This is a genomic window from Phaeobacter sp. JH20_29, from assembly GCF_048056175.1.
GTDB lineage: Bacteria > Pseudomonadota > Alphaproteobacteria > Rhodobacterales > Rhodobacteraceae > Phaeobacter > Phaeobacter bryozoorum.
Map to the genome: position 1 here is coordinate 603,234 of NZ_JAYMWO010000013.1, position 16,267 is coordinate 619,500.

The window sequence follows — 16,267 nt, forward strand, 5'->3', positions numbered from 1 at the left end:
GTTCATGCAGGGATAAATTACCCCCTGTTTGCTTTCAACCACTTGCAGCGTCAACTTCGCGCAGGAAGCCGCGCAAACGCTTGATCTTTGCCATATCACTGCTATTGAGCGCTCAGTCTGCCGAAAACCCAGAGGAAAAATCCAGTGGATCTGACAGCCCTGCGCAACGCAAACCCCGAACATTGGACCAAGGCTGCGGCCATCCGTGCCCTGACCCTTGATGCCGTTGCCGCGGCAAATTCCGGCCATTCCGGCATGCCGATTGGCATGGCCGATGTCGCCACCGTCCTGTTTGAAAAACACATGAAGTTCGATGTGGCGAACCCCCAGTGGCCCGACCGCGACCGGTTCATCCTGTCCGCCGGTCACGGCTCCATGCTGATCTATTCGCTGCTCTATCTCATGGGCGATGCACAGGTGACGCTGGATCAGGTCAAGAATTTCCGCCAGATGGGCGCGCTGACAGCCGGTCACCCGGAAAACTTCCTGATTGATGCCGTCGAAACCACCACCGGCCCGCTGGGTCAGGGCATTGCCAATGCCGTTGGCTTTGCCATGGCCGAGGAAATGCAGCGCGCGCATTACGGCCGCAAGCTGGTCGATCACCACACCTATGTGATCGCAGGCGACGGCTGCCTGATGGAGGGCATCAGCCAGGAGGCCATCGGCCTTGCCGGTCGCCACTCGCTGGGCAAGCTGATCGTGCTCTGGGACAACAACAACATCACCATTGACGGCACGGTTGAACTCTCCGACCGCACCAATCAGGTGCAGCGCTTCAAGGCCTCCGGCTGGCAGGTCATCGAAATCGACGGTCACGATCCCAAGGCCATCGACGAGGCCCTGACCGCGGCGAAGAAATCGAAGAAACCCTCGATGATCGCCTGCAAGACCCACATCGCGCTGGGTCACGCTGCACAGGACACATCCAAGGGTCACGGTGCGCTGACCGACGCCGAGCAGATGAAGGCCGCCAAGGCCGCCTACGGCTGGACCACCGGCCCGTTTGAGGTGCCCGCAGATGTGAAATCCCAGTGGGAAGCCATCGGCCAGCGCGGCGCCGCCGAGCGCGAAGCCTGGGAAGCCCGTTTTGCCGAAGCCTCGCAGCAGAAACAGGACCGCTTCAACCGCGCCTATGCGCTGGATGCGCCCAAGAAGCTGTCGGCCACCATCAAGGCGCTGAAAAAGCAGGTCTCCGAAACCCAGCCGAAGGTGGCCACCCGCAAATCCTCCGAGATGGCGCTGGAAGTGATCAACCCGATCATGCCGGAAACCGTCGGCGGCTCTGCTGACCTCACCGGCTCCAACAACACCAAGACCGGCGATCTGGGCGTCTTTGACACCGACAACCGCAAGGGCCGCTACGTCTACTGGGGCATCCGCGAGCACGGCATGGCCTCGGCGATGAACGGCATGGCGCTGCACGGCGGGATGCGCCCCTATGGCGGGACTTTCTTCTGCTTCACCGACTACGCGCGTCCGGCGATGCGTCTGGCGGCCCTGATGAAGATCCCGACCGTCTTTGTCATGACCCATGACTCCATCGGCGTTGGCGAAGATGGCCCGACCCACCAGCCGGTGGAGCATCTGGCAATCTGCCGCGCGACCCCGAACACCTATGTGTTCCGTCCCGCCGACACCGTGGAAACCGCAGAGGCCTGGGAAATCGCCCTGACCTCGAAGGACACCCCCTCGGTGATGACCCTGACCCGTCAGAACCTGCCCACCGTGCGGACCGAGCATAAGCTCAGCAACCTGACCGCCAAGGGCGGCTATGTTCTGGCAGAGGCCGAGGGCAAGCGTCAGGTGATCCTGATCGCCACCGGTTCTGAGGTCTCCGTCGCGCTGGAGGCGAAGGCCAAACTGGAGGCCGACGGCATCGGCACCCGCGTTGTCTCCATGCCCTGCATGGAACTGTTCGCCGAGCAGGACGAAGCCTACCGCCGCAAGGTCCTGCCCGCAGGCCCGGTCCGCGTGGGTATCGAAGCCGCCATGCGCGCCGGCGGCTGGGATCGCCTGCTGATGGGCGAGCGCGGCCAGGAAAAGAAAGCCGGTTTCGTCGGCATGGACCGCTTCGGCGCCTCCGCCCCCGCAGGCGAGCTGTTCGAGAAGTTCGGCATTACTGCTGACAACACCGTTGCGAAGGTGAAAGAACTGCTGGGGTAAGTCTAGCTACAAATCCAAGAACAAAAAGGGGAGCCTCCAGGCTCCCCTTTTCCATATCAGCACCTCTTCGGACCTATCGGACGAGAGATTGAATAAACGCCTAGTGGATCAATACAACAGTAGCGCCGCTGCGTTCGGAGAGTTCCTTCATCGAGTATTGTCGCTTCTTTTTCAAAGGAAACGGTATTCCGCTACCGTCTAAGTCAAAAGGATCTCCTCGAGTATACTCTTCCTCGGCCAAAATGTGTCGATTTGCTTTGACACAACTAAACTCCCCACCCCTATTCTGCGCTACAGGGTTGTAAGTCAGCGGTCCGTACTTCCAGCATAGCCGCGCATATTTTGATCGGCCAACGGGTGGTTTCACGGTCCACTGCCCAATCACGACAGCCGTATTTCCCGGGTACCATAGAAAGGCCCTACCGTCCGGGGCGAGGTACTCTACCTGCGTTCCATGCTGAACGCTGTAGTCCAGAAACGTAGCCCCGGAGTAACGCTTCCGCATTCCTGAAACAGTGAAAGTTGCAGCAGGGTAGCTCGCGATCTCAGCGGCTGAACGAGCTTCGGATTCTTGAACTTTCGCTTGAAACTGCTCGGAGGACAAACCGGGAGAACACCCGCAAGCCAACACCATAACACCGGTCCAAACTAAATACCTCATCACCGGCACCACAGGTTCACGCTCCACCCAAATCTTGAAAACTCAGCAGCAGGAATGGCTCTTCCTACTGCACCTTTCGGAATAGGCTGACCAAGAATTGGACCGGGCTTCGTCGGCGCGGTATATTGACGGCCGACGGTGTTTCTTGTCACTTTCCTACCTTGGCAGACCGTTTGGCGCGCGATATCCTGTCCCATCATAAAGGCAAGGCTAGAGTTCTCTCCAGAGCCATAAGTCGCTGCAAACTTTTCGGCAGTCTCGCGGTTTAGCGGCGACAAAAAAACGTTGGAACTAGTGTACGAAGTTCCCTCTGAAACCATCAGGTCAACTTGTGCTGGATAGCCAGCGTGGGGCCCATTATTTGATAGTTTTGAGACCGTGGCGCTAATGAAGCGCAGCCTCTTCTGTTCGGTTGGCATCTTAATAATTACACCAGAGCGTGTCAGATCAGGGGATGAGTAGGTCGGTGCTGGTGTACTCGTTGTCTGATCGGCGCTCACACAAGCTGACAAAAAAGAAGCTGAAACTGCCAGTGCAGTGGCTGTTCGCTTCGATAATAACTCCAACATCAATTGCTCCTTTTGAAAACTGTCTATTTGTTCGTCTACATAAGTAGTGGTTTGTTTGATGATTAGCAGGGCCGAGTTCAGAACTTAGAAAGCAACGGCCCCACAACCTTCGTCGCCAGCGGGATCAGCAGCAGCCCCCAAACAACCCCAAACACTCCGTCCATCGCCGCCTTGGCACTCCACTCAGCAAAGCCCATCCAGCCCGCAGGCACCGCGTGACCGACGGCGTAGGCCCAGTCGTGGATGTGATGGCCCAGCCAGCCAAAGCCCAGCACCTCCAGCCCGTGGATGATGATTGATCCGCCGACCCACAGCATCGCTGCGGTGCCGACCACCGACAGGATCCACATCAGCACCGGCATGAATTTCACCAGCCCACGGCCAAGACCGCGCCCGATGGGCGTTGGTGCGTTGCCCGCAAGATACAGCCCCACATCGTCCATCTTCACGATGACCGCAACCGATCCGTAGACCGCCAGCGTCACCCCGATGGCCACCACTGCCAGTGTTGCTGCCTGCATCCACACAGTTGGTGCCTCGATCGCGGCCAGCGCGATGGTCATGATTTCCGCCGACAGGATGAAGTCGGTCTTGATCGCGCCCTTGATCTTCTGCTCTTCCAGATGGCCGGGATCCTTGATGCTCATGTCTTCGTCAATGGCGTGGCTCGCATGGGGGAACAGCACGTGAAAGATCTTCTCGGCCCCCTCAAAACACAGATAGGAGCCGCCGAGCATTAGCAAGGGCGTGATTAGCCAGGGCGCGAAATTCGCCAGCAGCATGGCGACCGGCAGCAACAGGATAAGTTTGTTGAACAGCGACCCACGGGTGATGCGCCAAATGATCGGCAGTTCGCGCGCCGGGGCAAAGCCTTGCAGATACTTCGGCGTGACCGCCGCATCGTCGATGATCACGCCCGCCGTCTTGGCGCCCGCCTTGCCCGCCGCCGCGGCCACATCATCCACCGAGGCCGCAGCCACCTTTGCAATGCCTGCCACATCATCAAGCAAAGCCAACAAACCGCTCATACCCGGTCCCCTTTTCCATTCGCGCGCATTTTGGCCCACCCTATCCTATCGCCTAACAGGTACAAGCCGTTCAGCGCCCGCTTTGTTCCCAATGGTGTTCAATCCGGGGCGCCTCGCACATCCGCCGCAGGGCCGCAAAAACCGTTATCGCAATCAGTCAATTTTGTTACCGCAACCAGTCAAGTTTTGCGCTAACAGTCTGGAATAAAGCCATTTTTAATCTTTTGACCCGAGGGAATGGCAGCTATAGCGAAGGCAATTCTTGCTCGCTTGGAGATACGCATATGACCATCAAAGTCGGGATCAACGGGTTTGGCCGCATCGGCCGCTGCACCTTGGCGCATATCGCAGCCTCGGGCCGGGACGATATCGAAGTGGTCAAGGTCAATGCCACCGGCCCGCTGGAAACCGCAGCGCATCTGCTGAAATACGACTCCGTGCATGGCCGTTTCCCCGGCGAGGTCACCTTGGGTGAAAACACCATGAACCTCGGCCGTGGCGATATGCAGATGTTCTCCACCTATAATATGGACGATCTGGACTGGTCCGGTTGTGACGTGGTGCTGGAATGCACCGGCAAATTCAACGACGGCGAAAAGGCCAAGGCGCATCTGGCGCGCGGCGCCAAGAAGGTTCTGCTGTCCGCCCCCGGCACCAATGTCGACAAGACCATCGTCTTTGGCGTCAATGACGACAAGCTGCGGGCGGGCGACCGCATGGTCTCCAACGGCTCCTGCACCACCAACTGCCTCGCCCCTCTGGCCAAGGTGCTGGATGAAACCGTCGGCATCGAAAGCGGGATCATGACCACGATCCACGCCTATACCGGCGATCAGCCGACACTGGACCGCCGCCACGACGATCTCTACCGCGCCCGCGCCGCTGCCATGGCGATGATCCCGACCACCACCGGTGCCGCCAAGGCGCTGGGTGAGGTGCTGCCAAACCTGAAGGGCCGTCTGGATGGCTCTGCGATCCGCGTGCCGACACCGAATGTCTCTGCTGTGGATCTGACCTTCCGCTCCAGCAAGCAGACCAGCGTCACCGAAATCAACGCCATCATGAGCGAAGCCGCCAAGGGCCATATGTCCCGCGTGATCGGCTATGAACCCGCGCCGCTGGTCTCGATTGATTTCAACCACACGGAGCAAAGCTCGATCTTCGCGCCGGATCAGACCCGCGTCGTGGAAAACAGCCTGGTGCGCGTTCTGGCCTGGTATGACAACGAATGGGCCTTCTCGGTGCGTATGGCGGACGTCGCTGTCGCGATGGGTCGTCTGGGCTGAGCCCCGGCACCACGGCCTCTGTGTGCAGCACTTGGCCCGCATGGCTTGTAAGACACCGCCCGGTCAGGCATATCTGGCCGGGCGTATCTTGTTTACCCCGGCCCCAGACCCATCATGACCAATAGAATTGCCCTGTTCCTTGCGCTGCTGATCCTGGCTGGTCTGGCCGTGGATCTCTGGCTGTTTGGCACCGGGCATATGGTGTTTCTGGGCAAGCGCCTGTTTGAACTGATCGACTGGATTGCCTTCTGGCGCTGATCCGGCGGCGCCGCGCAGATCAGGAACAGGTCACAACACAGTGTTTACAGACATAAAAAAGCGGCCCCGAACCGGGCCGCTCCCAATGTCGCATCTCTATCGCCGCAGGCTGACTATTTCGCCAGCTGGCGGCTCAGCTCGCTCTTGACCATCGGCGTGACGAACTTCGAAACATCTCCCCCCAGCCGGGCGATTTCCTTCACCAGCTTGGAGGCAATTGCCTGATGGCGCGCCTCGGCCATCAGGAACACCGTCTCAACCGAGCTGTCGAGCGCCCGGTTCATGCCAACCATCTGGAATTCATACTCGAAATCCGCCACCGCGCGCAGCCCGCGCACGATGATCTGCGCGCCCACGTCGCGGGCGCAGTCGATCAACAGGTTTTCAAACGGATGGGCAACAATCTCGGTGCCGGTCTGTTCGCTGAGCTTGGCGCATTCCGCCTCGATCATGGCGACACGCTCTTCCAGCGAAAACAGCGGCCCCTTGTCCCGGTTGATCGCAACGCCGATCACCAGCTTGTCCACCAGCGCGCTGGCCCGGCGGATAATATCTATATGCCCCAATGTGATGGGATCGAATGTGCCGGGATACAAGCCAATACGCATGGGGCCTCTCCTGCCTGCTGGTTGGTTGCGCGCAAGCAAACATTTTTGTCATCAGGGCGCAAGAGCGTGGAAATACCGACCTGCTCCTGCGCCGTGACGTCAGCCGTCCGATGCGGGAGGACACCGCATCAGACGCGGGGCCACAGCCCCGGGTGCCAGGATCCTGAGGTCAGTGCCCCATGATCATGCCTGCAAGGGCGTCTTTCTCCATCGCGACCTCGGCCAGCTGCGCCTTCACGACATCGCCCAGCGACACCAGCCCGATCAGCTTGCCATCTTCGACCACCGGCATGTGGCGAAAGCGGCCTTCGGTCATCTGCTGTAGCACGTCCTCGACGTTGGACTGGCTGGTGCAGGTGACCAGCTTGCGGGTCATATATTCGCTGGTGGCCTTGCTCAGGCAGCCGGAGCCGCTGCGGGCCAGCTCGCGCACGATATCGCGCTCGGACAGGATACCCTCGGCGGTTTCGCCATCACTGGAGACAACAACAGTACCGATCTTGTGCTCGCCCAGCAATTTGGCGGCCTCGGATATCGTTGCCTCGGGAGCAATGGTGACCACCCCAGAGCTTGCCTTGGACTTCAGAATCAATTGAACCAGCATAGGCGCTCCTTTTTGTAATTTTATTACGTACCACCAAGGGTTGCCCTAACCCGGCATCAAGTCAAGCCTTCCAGCCGGACCACTTCGTCGCGTATGCCTTTTGACAACGCCTGGGCAAACCGGTTCAGCCGGTCGCTGCGCTGATCCCCCTGGTGGCGCACCAGATAAAAACTGCGCGTCAGGCTGATCTTGTCGGTCAGAACCTTGCGCAGGGAGCGGTGCGACGGCAGCGTAAAATCATGCGCGACGCACAGCGCCGTACCCTCAGCCGCCAGTTTTATCTGCACCGACACCGAATTGGAGGCCAGCGCCACCCGGTCCACCCCAAGATCATTGAGATAATCCAGCTCCCGGTCAAAGATCATGTCAGGAATATAGCCGATCATCTTGTGATCCTTCAGATCCTCCAGCTTTTCAATCGGCGGATGGGCGCGCAGATAGTGGCGCGATCCCACCAGATGCAGTTTGTAATCGGTGATTTTCTGCACCAGTAGCTGGCCTGCGGTGGGCGCGCTGACGGTCACCGCCATATCGGCCTCCCGGCGGCTGAGGTTGATGACCCGTGGCAGCGCCACGATCTGGATATCCAGATCCGGGTTCTCGGCCCCGATTCTGGCACAGACCTGCGGCAGCAGATAATTGGCGCTGCCATCCGGCGCACCGATGCGGATCTGTCCCGACAGCGTGTCACTGGGGCCGACCAGCGCCTCCTGCCCGGCCCGCATCGCCTGTTCGGCAGCCTCGGCATGGCCCAGCAAACGGTCCCCCGCAGCACTCAGCGCATAGCCCTGCGGGGATTTCACGAACAGCGGCGTGTCCAGCGCCTCCTCAAAGCGCGAGATCCGCCGACCCACGGTGGCCGGATCCATCTTCAGGATCCGCCCCGCCCCCGACAGGCTGCTTTCGCGCGCCACTGCCAGGAACACCCGCATGTCATCCCATTGTGGATCCATGAGCTTTTCCCTCTCCTGCCGTCAACATTCTGTTAACCTTTGCGTTCCTGCAAAGCCTCTTTGAGATCTTTCCTCTTTTCCAGTGTTTTTTGCAAGCCTACGATACCGGCAACTGGAATGTAGGAGGATCCGATGAAAGAACTCGGCCATTTTATCAACGGCAAGCTGGTGTCCGGCACCTCGGGCCGTTTTGACGATGTCTTCAACCCGGCAACCGGCGAAGTGCAGTACAAATGCCCGATGGCCAGCGCGTCGGAGACCACCGATGCAATCGAAAAGGCCGCCGCGGCACAGCCCGCATGGGGCGCCACCAACCCGCAGAAGCGCGCCCGCGTGATGATGGCGATGGTTGGCCTGATGAACCGCGACATGGACAAGCTGGCCGAGGCGCTCTCGCGCGAGCACGGCAAGACCATCCCGGACGCCAAGGGCGACCTGCAGCGCGGTCTGGAAGTGATCGAATACTGCATCGGCGCGCCGCAGATGCTGAAGGGGGAATTCACCGACAGCGCCGGCCCCGGCATCGACATGTACTCCATGCGCCAGCCTCTGGGCGTTGTCGGCTCCATCATGCCGTTCAACTTCCCCGCCATGATGCCGCTGTGGCACGTCGGCCCGGCTCTGGCCTGCGGCAACGCCGTGGTGCTGAAACCGTCCGAGCGCGATCCCTCCGTGCCGCTGATGCTGGCCGAACTGTTCGTCGAGGCAGGCCTGCCCGAAGGCGTGTTCCAGGTGGTGAACGGCGACCGCGAGGCGGTTGACACCATTCTGGACAGCGAAATCATTCAGGGCGTGTCCTTCGTCGGCTCCACCCCGATTGCCCAGTACATCTATTCCCGCGCCACCGCCAACGGCAAGCGCGCGCAGTGCTTCGGCGGCGCCAAGAACCACATGATCGTGATGCCCGATGCCGATCTGGATCAGGCCGCTGACGCGCTGGTTGGCGCGGGCTTCGGCGCGGCCGGCGAACGCTGCATGGCAATCTCGGTTGCGGTTCCGGTCGGTGAGGAAACCGCCGACAAGCTGATCGAGAAGCTGATCCCGCGCATCGAGAAACTGAAGGTCGGCCCCTACACCGCCGGCGACGACGTGGATCTGGGTCCGGTTGTGACCGCGGCGGCCAAGGACCGCATCCTGGGCCTGATCCAGTCCGGTGTCGATCAGGGCGCCACGCTGGTGGTCGATAACCGCGACTTCAAACTGCAGGGTTACGAGGACGGCTTCTTTGTCGGCGCCCACCTGTTCGACCACGTCACCCCCGACATGGACATCTACAAGCAGGAGATCTTCGGCCCGGTACTTTCCACTGTGCGCGCAAGCACTTACGAGGAAGCATTGAAGCTGGCGATGGATCACGAGTATGGCAATGGCACCGCGATCTTTACCCGTGACGGCGACACCGCGCGCGACTTTGCCTCCCGCGTGAACATCGGCATGGTAGGTATCAACGTGCCGATCCCGGTGCCGCTGGCCTATCACACCTTCGGCGGCTGGAAGAAGTCGATGTTCGGTGACCTGAACCAGCACGGGCCCGACAGCTTCAAATTCTACACCCGCACCAAGACGGTGACCTCCCGCTGGCCTTCGGGCATCAAGGAAGGTGGCGAATTCAACTTCAAGGCGATGGACTGAGCTGTCGCCCCAAAACGAGAAAAGGCCCCGGACATTCCGGGGCCTTTTTCCATGGCGCCGCGCGCTCCCGCCCAGATAGAGCGGCAGGCGGGCGTTATTCGCGGCACAGGGCCAGAAAAATAAGGGCTTCGACCAATTTATGCTTGTTCCGCCGCGTAACTCGTCTATCCGGTCATGGATGGACAGAAAAACGGCAGGCGCATGAGCACGACAGACGAATCCAACCAGCCGCAGGCGGCTGCGAAATCCGCCCGCGACTGGGTCAAGATCCTGGCCCAATACCGCGACCCAAGCCCCCTGCGCAGCAGCTTTGAGCTGGCAGTGACGGTCGTGCCCTTCCTGCTGCTCTGGGCCCTGGCCTGGTGGTCGCTGTCGATCAGTTACTGGCTGACGCTGGCTATCTCCGTTCTGATCGCCGCCTTCCTGCTGCGGCTGTTCACCATTCAGCACGATTGCGGCCATGGCTCCTTCTTCAGCAACCGTCGGCTCAGCGACTGGACCGGTCGCATCATCGGGGTGCTGACCCTCACGCCATATGATGTCTGGCGCCGCACCCATTCGATCCATCACAGCACCCATGGCAATCTGGGCAAACGCGGCATGGGCGATATCCACACCATGACCGTAGCCGAATACCACGCCGAAAGCCGCTGGGGCCGGCTGATGTATCGGCTCTATCGCCATCCGGTGACGCTTTTTGCCATCGGCCCCGGCTATCTGTTCTTCCTGCAAAACCGTATCCCCTACGGTCTGATGGGCCAGGCCCGCTACTGGATCAGCGCCATGGGCACCAATCTGACCATTATTCTGGCGCTGGCGGTGATCTGGTATTTCGGCGGGCTGATGCCGCTGCTGCTGATTTTTGTGCCCGCCACGCTGCTCGCTGCCACCGCCGGGCTGTGGCTGTTCTACGTCCAGCATCAGTTCGAGACGACACAGTGGGAACAGGAAGAGGACTGGCACCTGCATGACGCCGCCCTGCATGGCAGCTCCCATTATGTTCTGCCGCCGGTGCTGCAATGGATCAGCGCCAATATCGGCATCCACCACGTTCATCACCTTTATAGCCGCATTCCCTTCTACCGGCTTCCCCAGGTGCTGCGCGACCATGCCGAACTGGCCGAGGGCAACCGGATGACCATCCGCGAAAGCCTTGCCAATGCGCGGCTGCACCTCTGGGACGAGAAGACCAAGCGCCTGCTGTCCTTTGCCCAGGCACGCCAGCTCTACGGCTGACCCTCACCGGCGCCCAGGCGCTGAAAGAACGGCAGACTTCCGCCACTCACGGTCTCACCGGGGTACACAACCCTGTGAGACCGGCTGAATTTCGCGACCTGCCCCTAGGAAATTCCGCAGTACTACCTAGTTTGCCAACTAATGTCCGAGCAGACTGTCGAAGGATACCATGAGCAACTTTCGTATGACCCGCCGCGCTGCCCTCACCGGGATTGGCGCCACATTGGCCACCCCGGCGCTGCTGCGCGCCCAGTCGAGCGACGCCTTTCCGGTGGAAGAGCCAAAGATCGAAACCGAAATCCCGGTGAAACGCAATATTTCCTCCTTCCAGCAGCAGGCCTGGCAGGATCACTTCGATGATCTGGGCGTGGGCTGCATGTTGGCCGATATTTCCTCGCGCGCGCTGCATTACTGGGGGCCGGATGGCGAGACCTACCGGCTGTTCCCCTCCTCGGTGCCGATGACCGAGGAGCTGACCCGACGCGGCTATACCGAAATCGTGCGCAAGGCGGAGAACCCCAGCTGGACTCCAACCGCCTCCATGCGCGAGCGTGACCCGACACTGCCGGTCCGCATCGACGGCGGCGACCCGGGCAACCCGCTGGGCACACGTGCGATGTATCTCGATTGGCCTGCCTATCTGGTGCATGGCACCCATGACACCCGCAAGATCGGACGGCAAAGCTCCTCCGGCTGCATCGGCCTTTACAATCAGCACGTCGAATCGCTCTACGAGATGGTGAAGATCGGCACAAAGGTGCGCCTGCTCTGATCCATCCGCCCGCATGCGGCTGCCGGTCAAATATCCGTCGGCCTGAGCGCCGGTCGGCCACCATGGCAGATCCCCTCGCCACGCGGATGTCATAACAAAAACGCGCCTCCGGCAGACCGGGGCGCGTTTTTTACTCTTTGGCGGGTCGCTTTTTCGACGGCAGGCTTTGCGCCGGAAGCACCGCCCGGCTCAGCAAATGCGGATCCCGGTCAGCGACGCCACGGATGGCGGGTTAGACCTTGCCCTCGGCCAGGCTTAAATGATCCGGCTTCAGCCCATCGTCATAGCGCTGGATCGCCTTTGTTAGAAGCGCCTCGAAATCGCGGACATATTGCTCGGTATCATACAGCGGCGTGGTGGCGATATTCGCCTTCAGCTTCTCGCGCAGCGCCTGTCGTTCCTCGGCGTTCCGGGCCAGCCGCAGCGCCAGCGCGCGATACTCCTCCTTCGTCTCGGCAATCAGCTCAGGACAACCCACGGCGGTGACGACGCTCGCCGCGACCCGCGCCGCAAACTGCTGCCCCGGTTTGGTCACCACCGGCACGCCCGACCACAGCGTCTCACTCGCCGTGGTGTGGGCATTACAGGCAAAGGTATCAAGAAAGATATCCGCCAGCGGCAGACGCGCAATGTGATGGGGAGTAGGACAACGCCCGGCAAAGACGATCCGATCCGCCGGCACGCCACGAGCCTCCGCCTCCTTGCGGATGTTATCACGGATCACACCAGGCACCGCAAGGAACCACAGGACACTGCCATCGACCTCCTTAAGCAGGTCCATCCAGATGTCGAACTCCGCCGGGGAAACCTTGTTATGGTTGTTGAACGAACAGAAAACCACCGCATCCTCGGGCAGCCCCATATCCGCGCGGGTCGGTCCGGTCTCGGGATGGGGACGACTGTTGTCATTTACCTGATAGCAATTCGGCATATACAGGATTTTTTCTGAGAAATGGCGCCGCCCCTCTTTTGGTACGGTGACAGCGTCAGCGACGAAATAGTCCATCGCGGGCATTCCCGTGGTGCCTGGGTAGCCGAGATAGGAGATCTGCACCGGTGCCGCGCGAAAGCCGAATATCGTTGGCCTTGCGTCTTTGGTGTAGCCTTTCAGATCGATCGCGATGTCCAGACTGTCCCCCCGGGCCAGCTCCGCGACATCCTCGTCTTTCAGGTTATGGATCGGCCGGTAGCAGTCGGCAGCGTCGAGCACGCGCTGACGCATGACATCGCTTGGTTCGCGGCTGTAGTCATAGATGTAGATTTCGTAGTTATCACGGTCATGCAATTCGAAGTGGCGCGCCATCAGGAACATGGTCGCGTGATTGAAGAAATCGCAGGAGAAATAGCCAATCCGGATCTTGCGACCAGCCACCGGAGTCCTGTTGAACTTACGGGCCACTTTCCGTTCGGAAATCGTCACCTTGTTCTTCGTCTTGCTCACCACGCGTTTCTTCTGCAACGCGGCGTCATCGACATAGAGCAGCGTGGTGAACGGATCGCCGTTGGCCGGGTCGTTATCGAGGATCCTCAGCTTGTTCTTCTGATCCTTGTAGACGGTCCAGTCGCAAAGGTTCATCTGCGACTGCACAAGCCGGGAGACATTCATCGCATTTTCCGGGTCGATCTGATAAACCGCCTCAAAGAAGCCAACGGCATCTGTCAGCTTGTCCATCAGAAACAGAATGGTCCCGATCGCGCTGAGCCATTTCGGATTGGTCGGCTCAAGTTTAAGCGCACCCATAAGATGCTTCAGCGCCAGTTCGTATTTTTTCTCCTGCATGAAGCTGGAAGCAATCTCCGCATGCAGCGTCGCGTTGTCCGGCTCAAAGGCAAGCGCGCGGGTCGCAAAGTCGCGCGCGCGTGGATAGTCAGCCTCGATAAAGGCACGCCCCGCCTCTGCTTTCAGCGCCAGCGCCGGCGATGGCGCCGGAGTTTCCAGCCTGCGACGCGCTGATTTCGGAAGATGTTTGGTGCGCAATGGCTTGTTCATCGAAAGTCTGCCCTCAGCTGATCATCCATGGCGGGCGATGCACCACGGTTTTTGACAAATTTCGGTCAGTTTGGAAGAAAATGCCTAAGAAACGGTTCACTTACAGCCAGATGGCGCCCCTTGCGTCAATGCCACGGTCAACCATCGGCAAACGCCGCCGGACCGACATTTCTGCACAGCAGCTTTGCACCGCTGCGGCTTGCCCTGCTGCCCTTGGGTCGCTAGAAAATAAACAACCGTTCAATTCATGACGACCCCGGCGGGTCAGATCCGGGCCGGGCCGCGTTCACATCAGGGAGGATATGCTGTGGATTTCGCATTGACCGAGGAACAGACCGCCATTTTCGATATGGCTTTCGCCTTTGGACAGGAGCATATCGCCCCCTTCGCCCGCCAGTGGGAGGCCGAAGGCACCATTCCGAAATCGCTCTGGCCGCAGATCGGCGAGCTGGGGTTCGGCGCGCTTTATGTCTCCGAGGAAACTGGCGGCGCGGGGCTGTCCCGGCTGGATGCCACATTGGTCTTTGAGGCGCTGTCGATGGCCTGCCCGTCTGTTGCCGCCTTCCTGTCGATCCACAATATGTGCGCCAAGATGCTCGACAGCTTTGCCAGCGACGAGATGAAGGCCCGGATCATGCCCGACATCCTGTCGATGCAGACCGTGCTCAGCTACTGTCTGACCGAACCCGGCTCCGGCTCCGATGCCGCCGCCCTCAAAACCCGCGCCACCAAGACCAACGAGGGCTACACCCTCAACGGCACCAAGGCGTTCATCTCCGGTGGCGGCTACTCTGACGCCTATGTCTGCATGGTGCGCACCGGCGAAGACGGCCCCAAGGGGATCTCCACCGTCTATGTCGAAGATGGCACGGCAGGCCTCAGCTTTGGCGGGCTTGAGGAAAAAATGGGCTGGAAGAGCCAGCCCACCGCGCAGGTCCAGTTCGACGACTGCACGATCCCGGCCAATAACCTGGTCGGCGAAGAAGGCAGCGGCTTCAAATACGCGATGAAGGGTCTCGACGGCGGGCGCCTGAATATCGCCTCCTGCTCGCTCGGGGCTGCGCAGCAGGCGCTGACCATGACCCTGAAATACATGTCCGAACGCAAGGCCTTTGGCAAAACCATCGACCAGTTTCAGGGGCTGCAATTCCGCCTCGCCGATATGGAAATCGAATTGCAGGCGGCCCGTGTATTCCTGCGTCAGGCGGCGTGGAAGCTGGATCAGGGCGCGCCGGATGCCTCCAAACACTGCGCGATGGCAAAGAAATTTGTCACCGAAGCAGGCTCCAGAGTGGTGGATCAATGTTTGCAGCTGCATGGCGGCTACGGCTATCTTGCCGATTACGGCATCGAAAAACTGGTGCGTGATCTGCGCGTCCACCAGATCCTGGAAGGCACCAATGAAATCATGCGGGTGATTACCGCGCGCCATCTGCTGGCGGAAAACCACTGAGGCCGACATGAGCGATATTGATATCCGCATCACCGGCCGCGCCGGGCGGATCACCCTGACCCGTGGCAAGGCGCTGAATGCGCTGAGTTATGACATGTGTCTGGCGGTCGATGACGCCCTCAGGGCCTGGGCAACGGATGACGCAGTCGATCTGGTGGTCATGGACGCCGAGGGCGAAAAAGCCTTCTGCGCCGGCGGTGACATTGCCGAACTCTACCAGACCGGCACCAGTGGCGACTATGACTATGGTCGCCGGTTTTGGCGCGATGAATACCGTATGAACGCCCGGATCTTCGAATACCCCAAACCGGTGGTCAGTTTCCTTCAGGGGTTTGTCATGGGTGGCGGTGTCGGTCTTGGCTGCCACGGCACCCATCGCATCGTCGGCGACAGCACACGTATTGCCATGCCCGAGGTCGGCATCGGCCTCATCCCCGATGTGGGCGGCAGCCTGATGCTGGCTCTGGCGCCCGGTCGGCTTGGTGAATATCTGGGCCTCACCGGTGCGCGCATGACGGCGGCGGACGCGATCTACGCAGGCTTTGCCGACCATTACATTCCCGAGGTCAGCTGGCCTGCGCTGATTTCGGAGCTTGAGCAGACCGGCCGTGCCGAGAGTCTCGAAAGCAGCGCAGAGACCGCCCCCGAAGGGCAGCTGGCCGCCCTGCGCGCCGACATTGACCGCAGCTTTGGCGGCGAGGCGCTTGGCGATATCCTGACGGCGCTCAATCATGACGCCAGCAGCTTTGCCGAGGACGCGCTGAAAACCCTGCGCCGCAATTCGCCGCTATCAATGGCCTGCACCGTCGAGCTGCTGCACCGGCTGCGCCTTGGCAGCATGAGTATTCGCAAAGCGCTGGAACTGGAGTATCGCTTTACTCACCGCGCAATGGAAAAGGGCGATTTTCTGGAGGGCATCCGCGCCCAGATCATTGACAAGGACCGCCAGCCCAAATGGCAATATGCAGATCGTGAAGTGCCTGCTACCGCTGTCAGCCAGATGCTGATGCCGCTGGCCCGCGACACGCTGCAGTTCGAGGAGGAGTAAGAC

Annotated in this window: 14 protein-coding genes; 8 read left to right on the top strand and 6 right to left on the bottom strand. The window is 60.3% G+C overall.

Annotation, left to right across the window (positions count from 1 at the left end; translation table 11 throughout):
- Window positions 1–144 precede the first annotated feature (144 nt).
- The gene (gene tkt / locus VWZ85_RS12650) at window positions 145–2,166 is read left to right on the top strand and encodes a transketolase (protein WP_416588569.1); all 2,022 of its coding nucleotides are present in this window, start codon (window positions 145–147) and stop codon (window positions 2,164–2,166) included.
- A gap of 660 nt (window positions 2,167–2,826) precedes the next feature.
- Here the strand turns inward: tkt and VWZ85_RS12655 are convergent.
- Window positions 2,827–3,396 (bottom strand): hypothetical protein, encoded by a 570-nt coding sequence (locus VWZ85_RS12655; protein WP_123585423.1) that lies wholly within the window; start codon window positions 3,394–3,396, stop codon window positions 2,827–2,829.
- 77 nt (window positions 3,397–3,473) lie between these two features.
- Window positions 3,474–4,424: a DUF808 domain-containing protein gene (locus tag VWZ85_RS12660; RefSeq protein WP_416588571.1), complete on the bottom strand. Its 951-nt coding sequence runs from the start codon at window positions 4,422–4,424 to the stop codon at window positions 3,474–3,476.
- 284 nt (window positions 4,425–4,708) lie between these two features.
- Here VWZ85_RS12660 and gap point away from each other — a divergent pair, with 284 nt between their 5' ends.
- Window positions 4,709–5,710: a type I glyceraldehyde-3-phosphate dehydrogenase gene (gap, locus tag VWZ85_RS12665; RefSeq protein ID WP_340545723.1), complete on the top strand. Its 1,002-nt coding sequence runs from the start codon at window positions 4,709–4,711 to the stop codon at window positions 5,708–5,710.
- A gap of 114 nt (window positions 5,711–5,824) precedes the next feature.
- Window positions 5,825–5,968 carry a hypothetical protein gene (locus VWZ85_RS12670; protein WP_340545724.1) on the top strand — a complete coding sequence of 48 codons (144 nt, stop codon included), beginning with the start codon at window positions 5,825–5,827 and terminating at the stop codon, window positions 5,966–5,968.
- A gap of 113 nt (window positions 5,969–6,081) precedes the next feature.
- Here the strand turns inward: VWZ85_RS12670 and coaD are convergent, their stop codons facing one another.
- From coaD to VWZ85_RS12685, 3 genes are all read right to left on the bottom strand, one after another.
- Entirely contained in the window at window positions 6,082–6,576 is a 495-nt protein-coding gene (gene coaD, locus VWZ85_RS12675) for a pantetheine-phosphate adenylyltransferase (RefSeq protein WP_340545725.1), read from the bottom strand.
- Window positions 6,577–6,745: 169 nt separating this feature from the next.
- Window positions 6,746–7,180 carry a CBS domain-containing protein gene (locus VWZ85_RS12680; protein ID WP_340545726.1) on the bottom strand — a complete coding sequence of 145 codons (435 nt, stop codon included), beginning with the start codon at window positions 7,178–7,180 and terminating at the stop codon, window positions 6,746–6,748.
- 56 nt (window positions 7,181–7,236) lie between these two features.
- Entirely contained in the window at window positions 7,237–8,133 is an 897-nt protein-coding gene (locus VWZ85_RS12685) for a LysR family transcriptional regulator (RefSeq protein ID WP_416534849.1), read from the bottom strand.
- 132 nt (window positions 8,134–8,265) lie between these two features.
- Between VWZ85_RS12685 and VWZ85_RS12690 the strand changes: the two genes are divergently transcribed.
- The 3 genes from VWZ85_RS12690 to VWZ85_RS12700 all read left to right on the top strand — a co-directional run bounded on the left by VWZ85_RS12690 (window position 8,266) and on the right by VWZ85_RS12700 (window position 11,773).
- Window positions 8,266–9,765 carry a CoA-acylating methylmalonate-semialdehyde dehydrogenase gene (locus VWZ85_RS12690; RefSeq protein ID WP_340545728.1) on the top strand — a complete coding sequence of 500 codons (1,500 nt, stop codon included), beginning with the start codon at window positions 8,266–8,268 and terminating at the stop codon, window positions 9,763–9,765.
- 201 nt (window positions 9,766–9,966) lie between these two features.
- Entirely contained in the window at window positions 9,967–11,001 is a 1,035-nt protein-coding gene (locus VWZ85_RS12695; protein ID WP_416538825.1) for a fatty acid desaturase, read from the top strand.
- A 169-nt stretch (window positions 11,002–11,170) separates the two neighbouring features.
- Window positions 11,171–11,773 carry a L,D-transpeptidase gene (locus VWZ85_RS12700; protein ID WP_340545730.1) on the top strand — a complete coding sequence of 201 codons (603 nt, stop codon included), beginning with the start codon at window positions 11,171–11,173 and terminating at the stop codon, window positions 11,771–11,773.
- A 232-nt stretch (window positions 11,774–12,005) separates the two neighbouring features.
- Here the strand turns inward: VWZ85_RS12700 and VWZ85_RS12705 are convergent, their stop codons facing one another.
- The gene (locus tag VWZ85_RS12705) at window positions 12,006–13,763 is read right to left on the bottom strand and encodes a UDP-N-acetylglucosamine-peptide N-acetylglucosaminyltransferase (protein WP_416588574.1); all 1,758 of its coding nucleotides are present in this window, start codon (window positions 13,761–13,763) and stop codon (window positions 12,006–12,008) included.
- Window positions 13,764–14,070: 307 nt separating this feature from the next.
- Here VWZ85_RS12705 and VWZ85_RS12710 point away from each other — a divergent pair, with 307 nt between their 5' ends.
- On the top strand, window positions 14,071–15,216 hold the full coding sequence (locus VWZ85_RS12710; RefSeq protein ID WP_416588577.1) for an acyl-CoA dehydrogenase family protein: 1,146 nt from the start codon (window positions 14,071–14,073) through the stop codon (window positions 15,214–15,216).
- Between the two features lie 7 nt (window positions 15,217–15,223).
- Window positions 15,224–16,264 (top strand): enoyl-CoA hydratase/isomerase family protein, encoded by a 1,041-nt coding sequence (locus VWZ85_RS12715; RefSeq protein ID WP_416588579.1) that lies wholly within the window; start codon window positions 15,224–15,226, stop codon window positions 16,262–16,264.
- Window positions 16,265–16,267 lie beyond the last annotated feature (3 nt).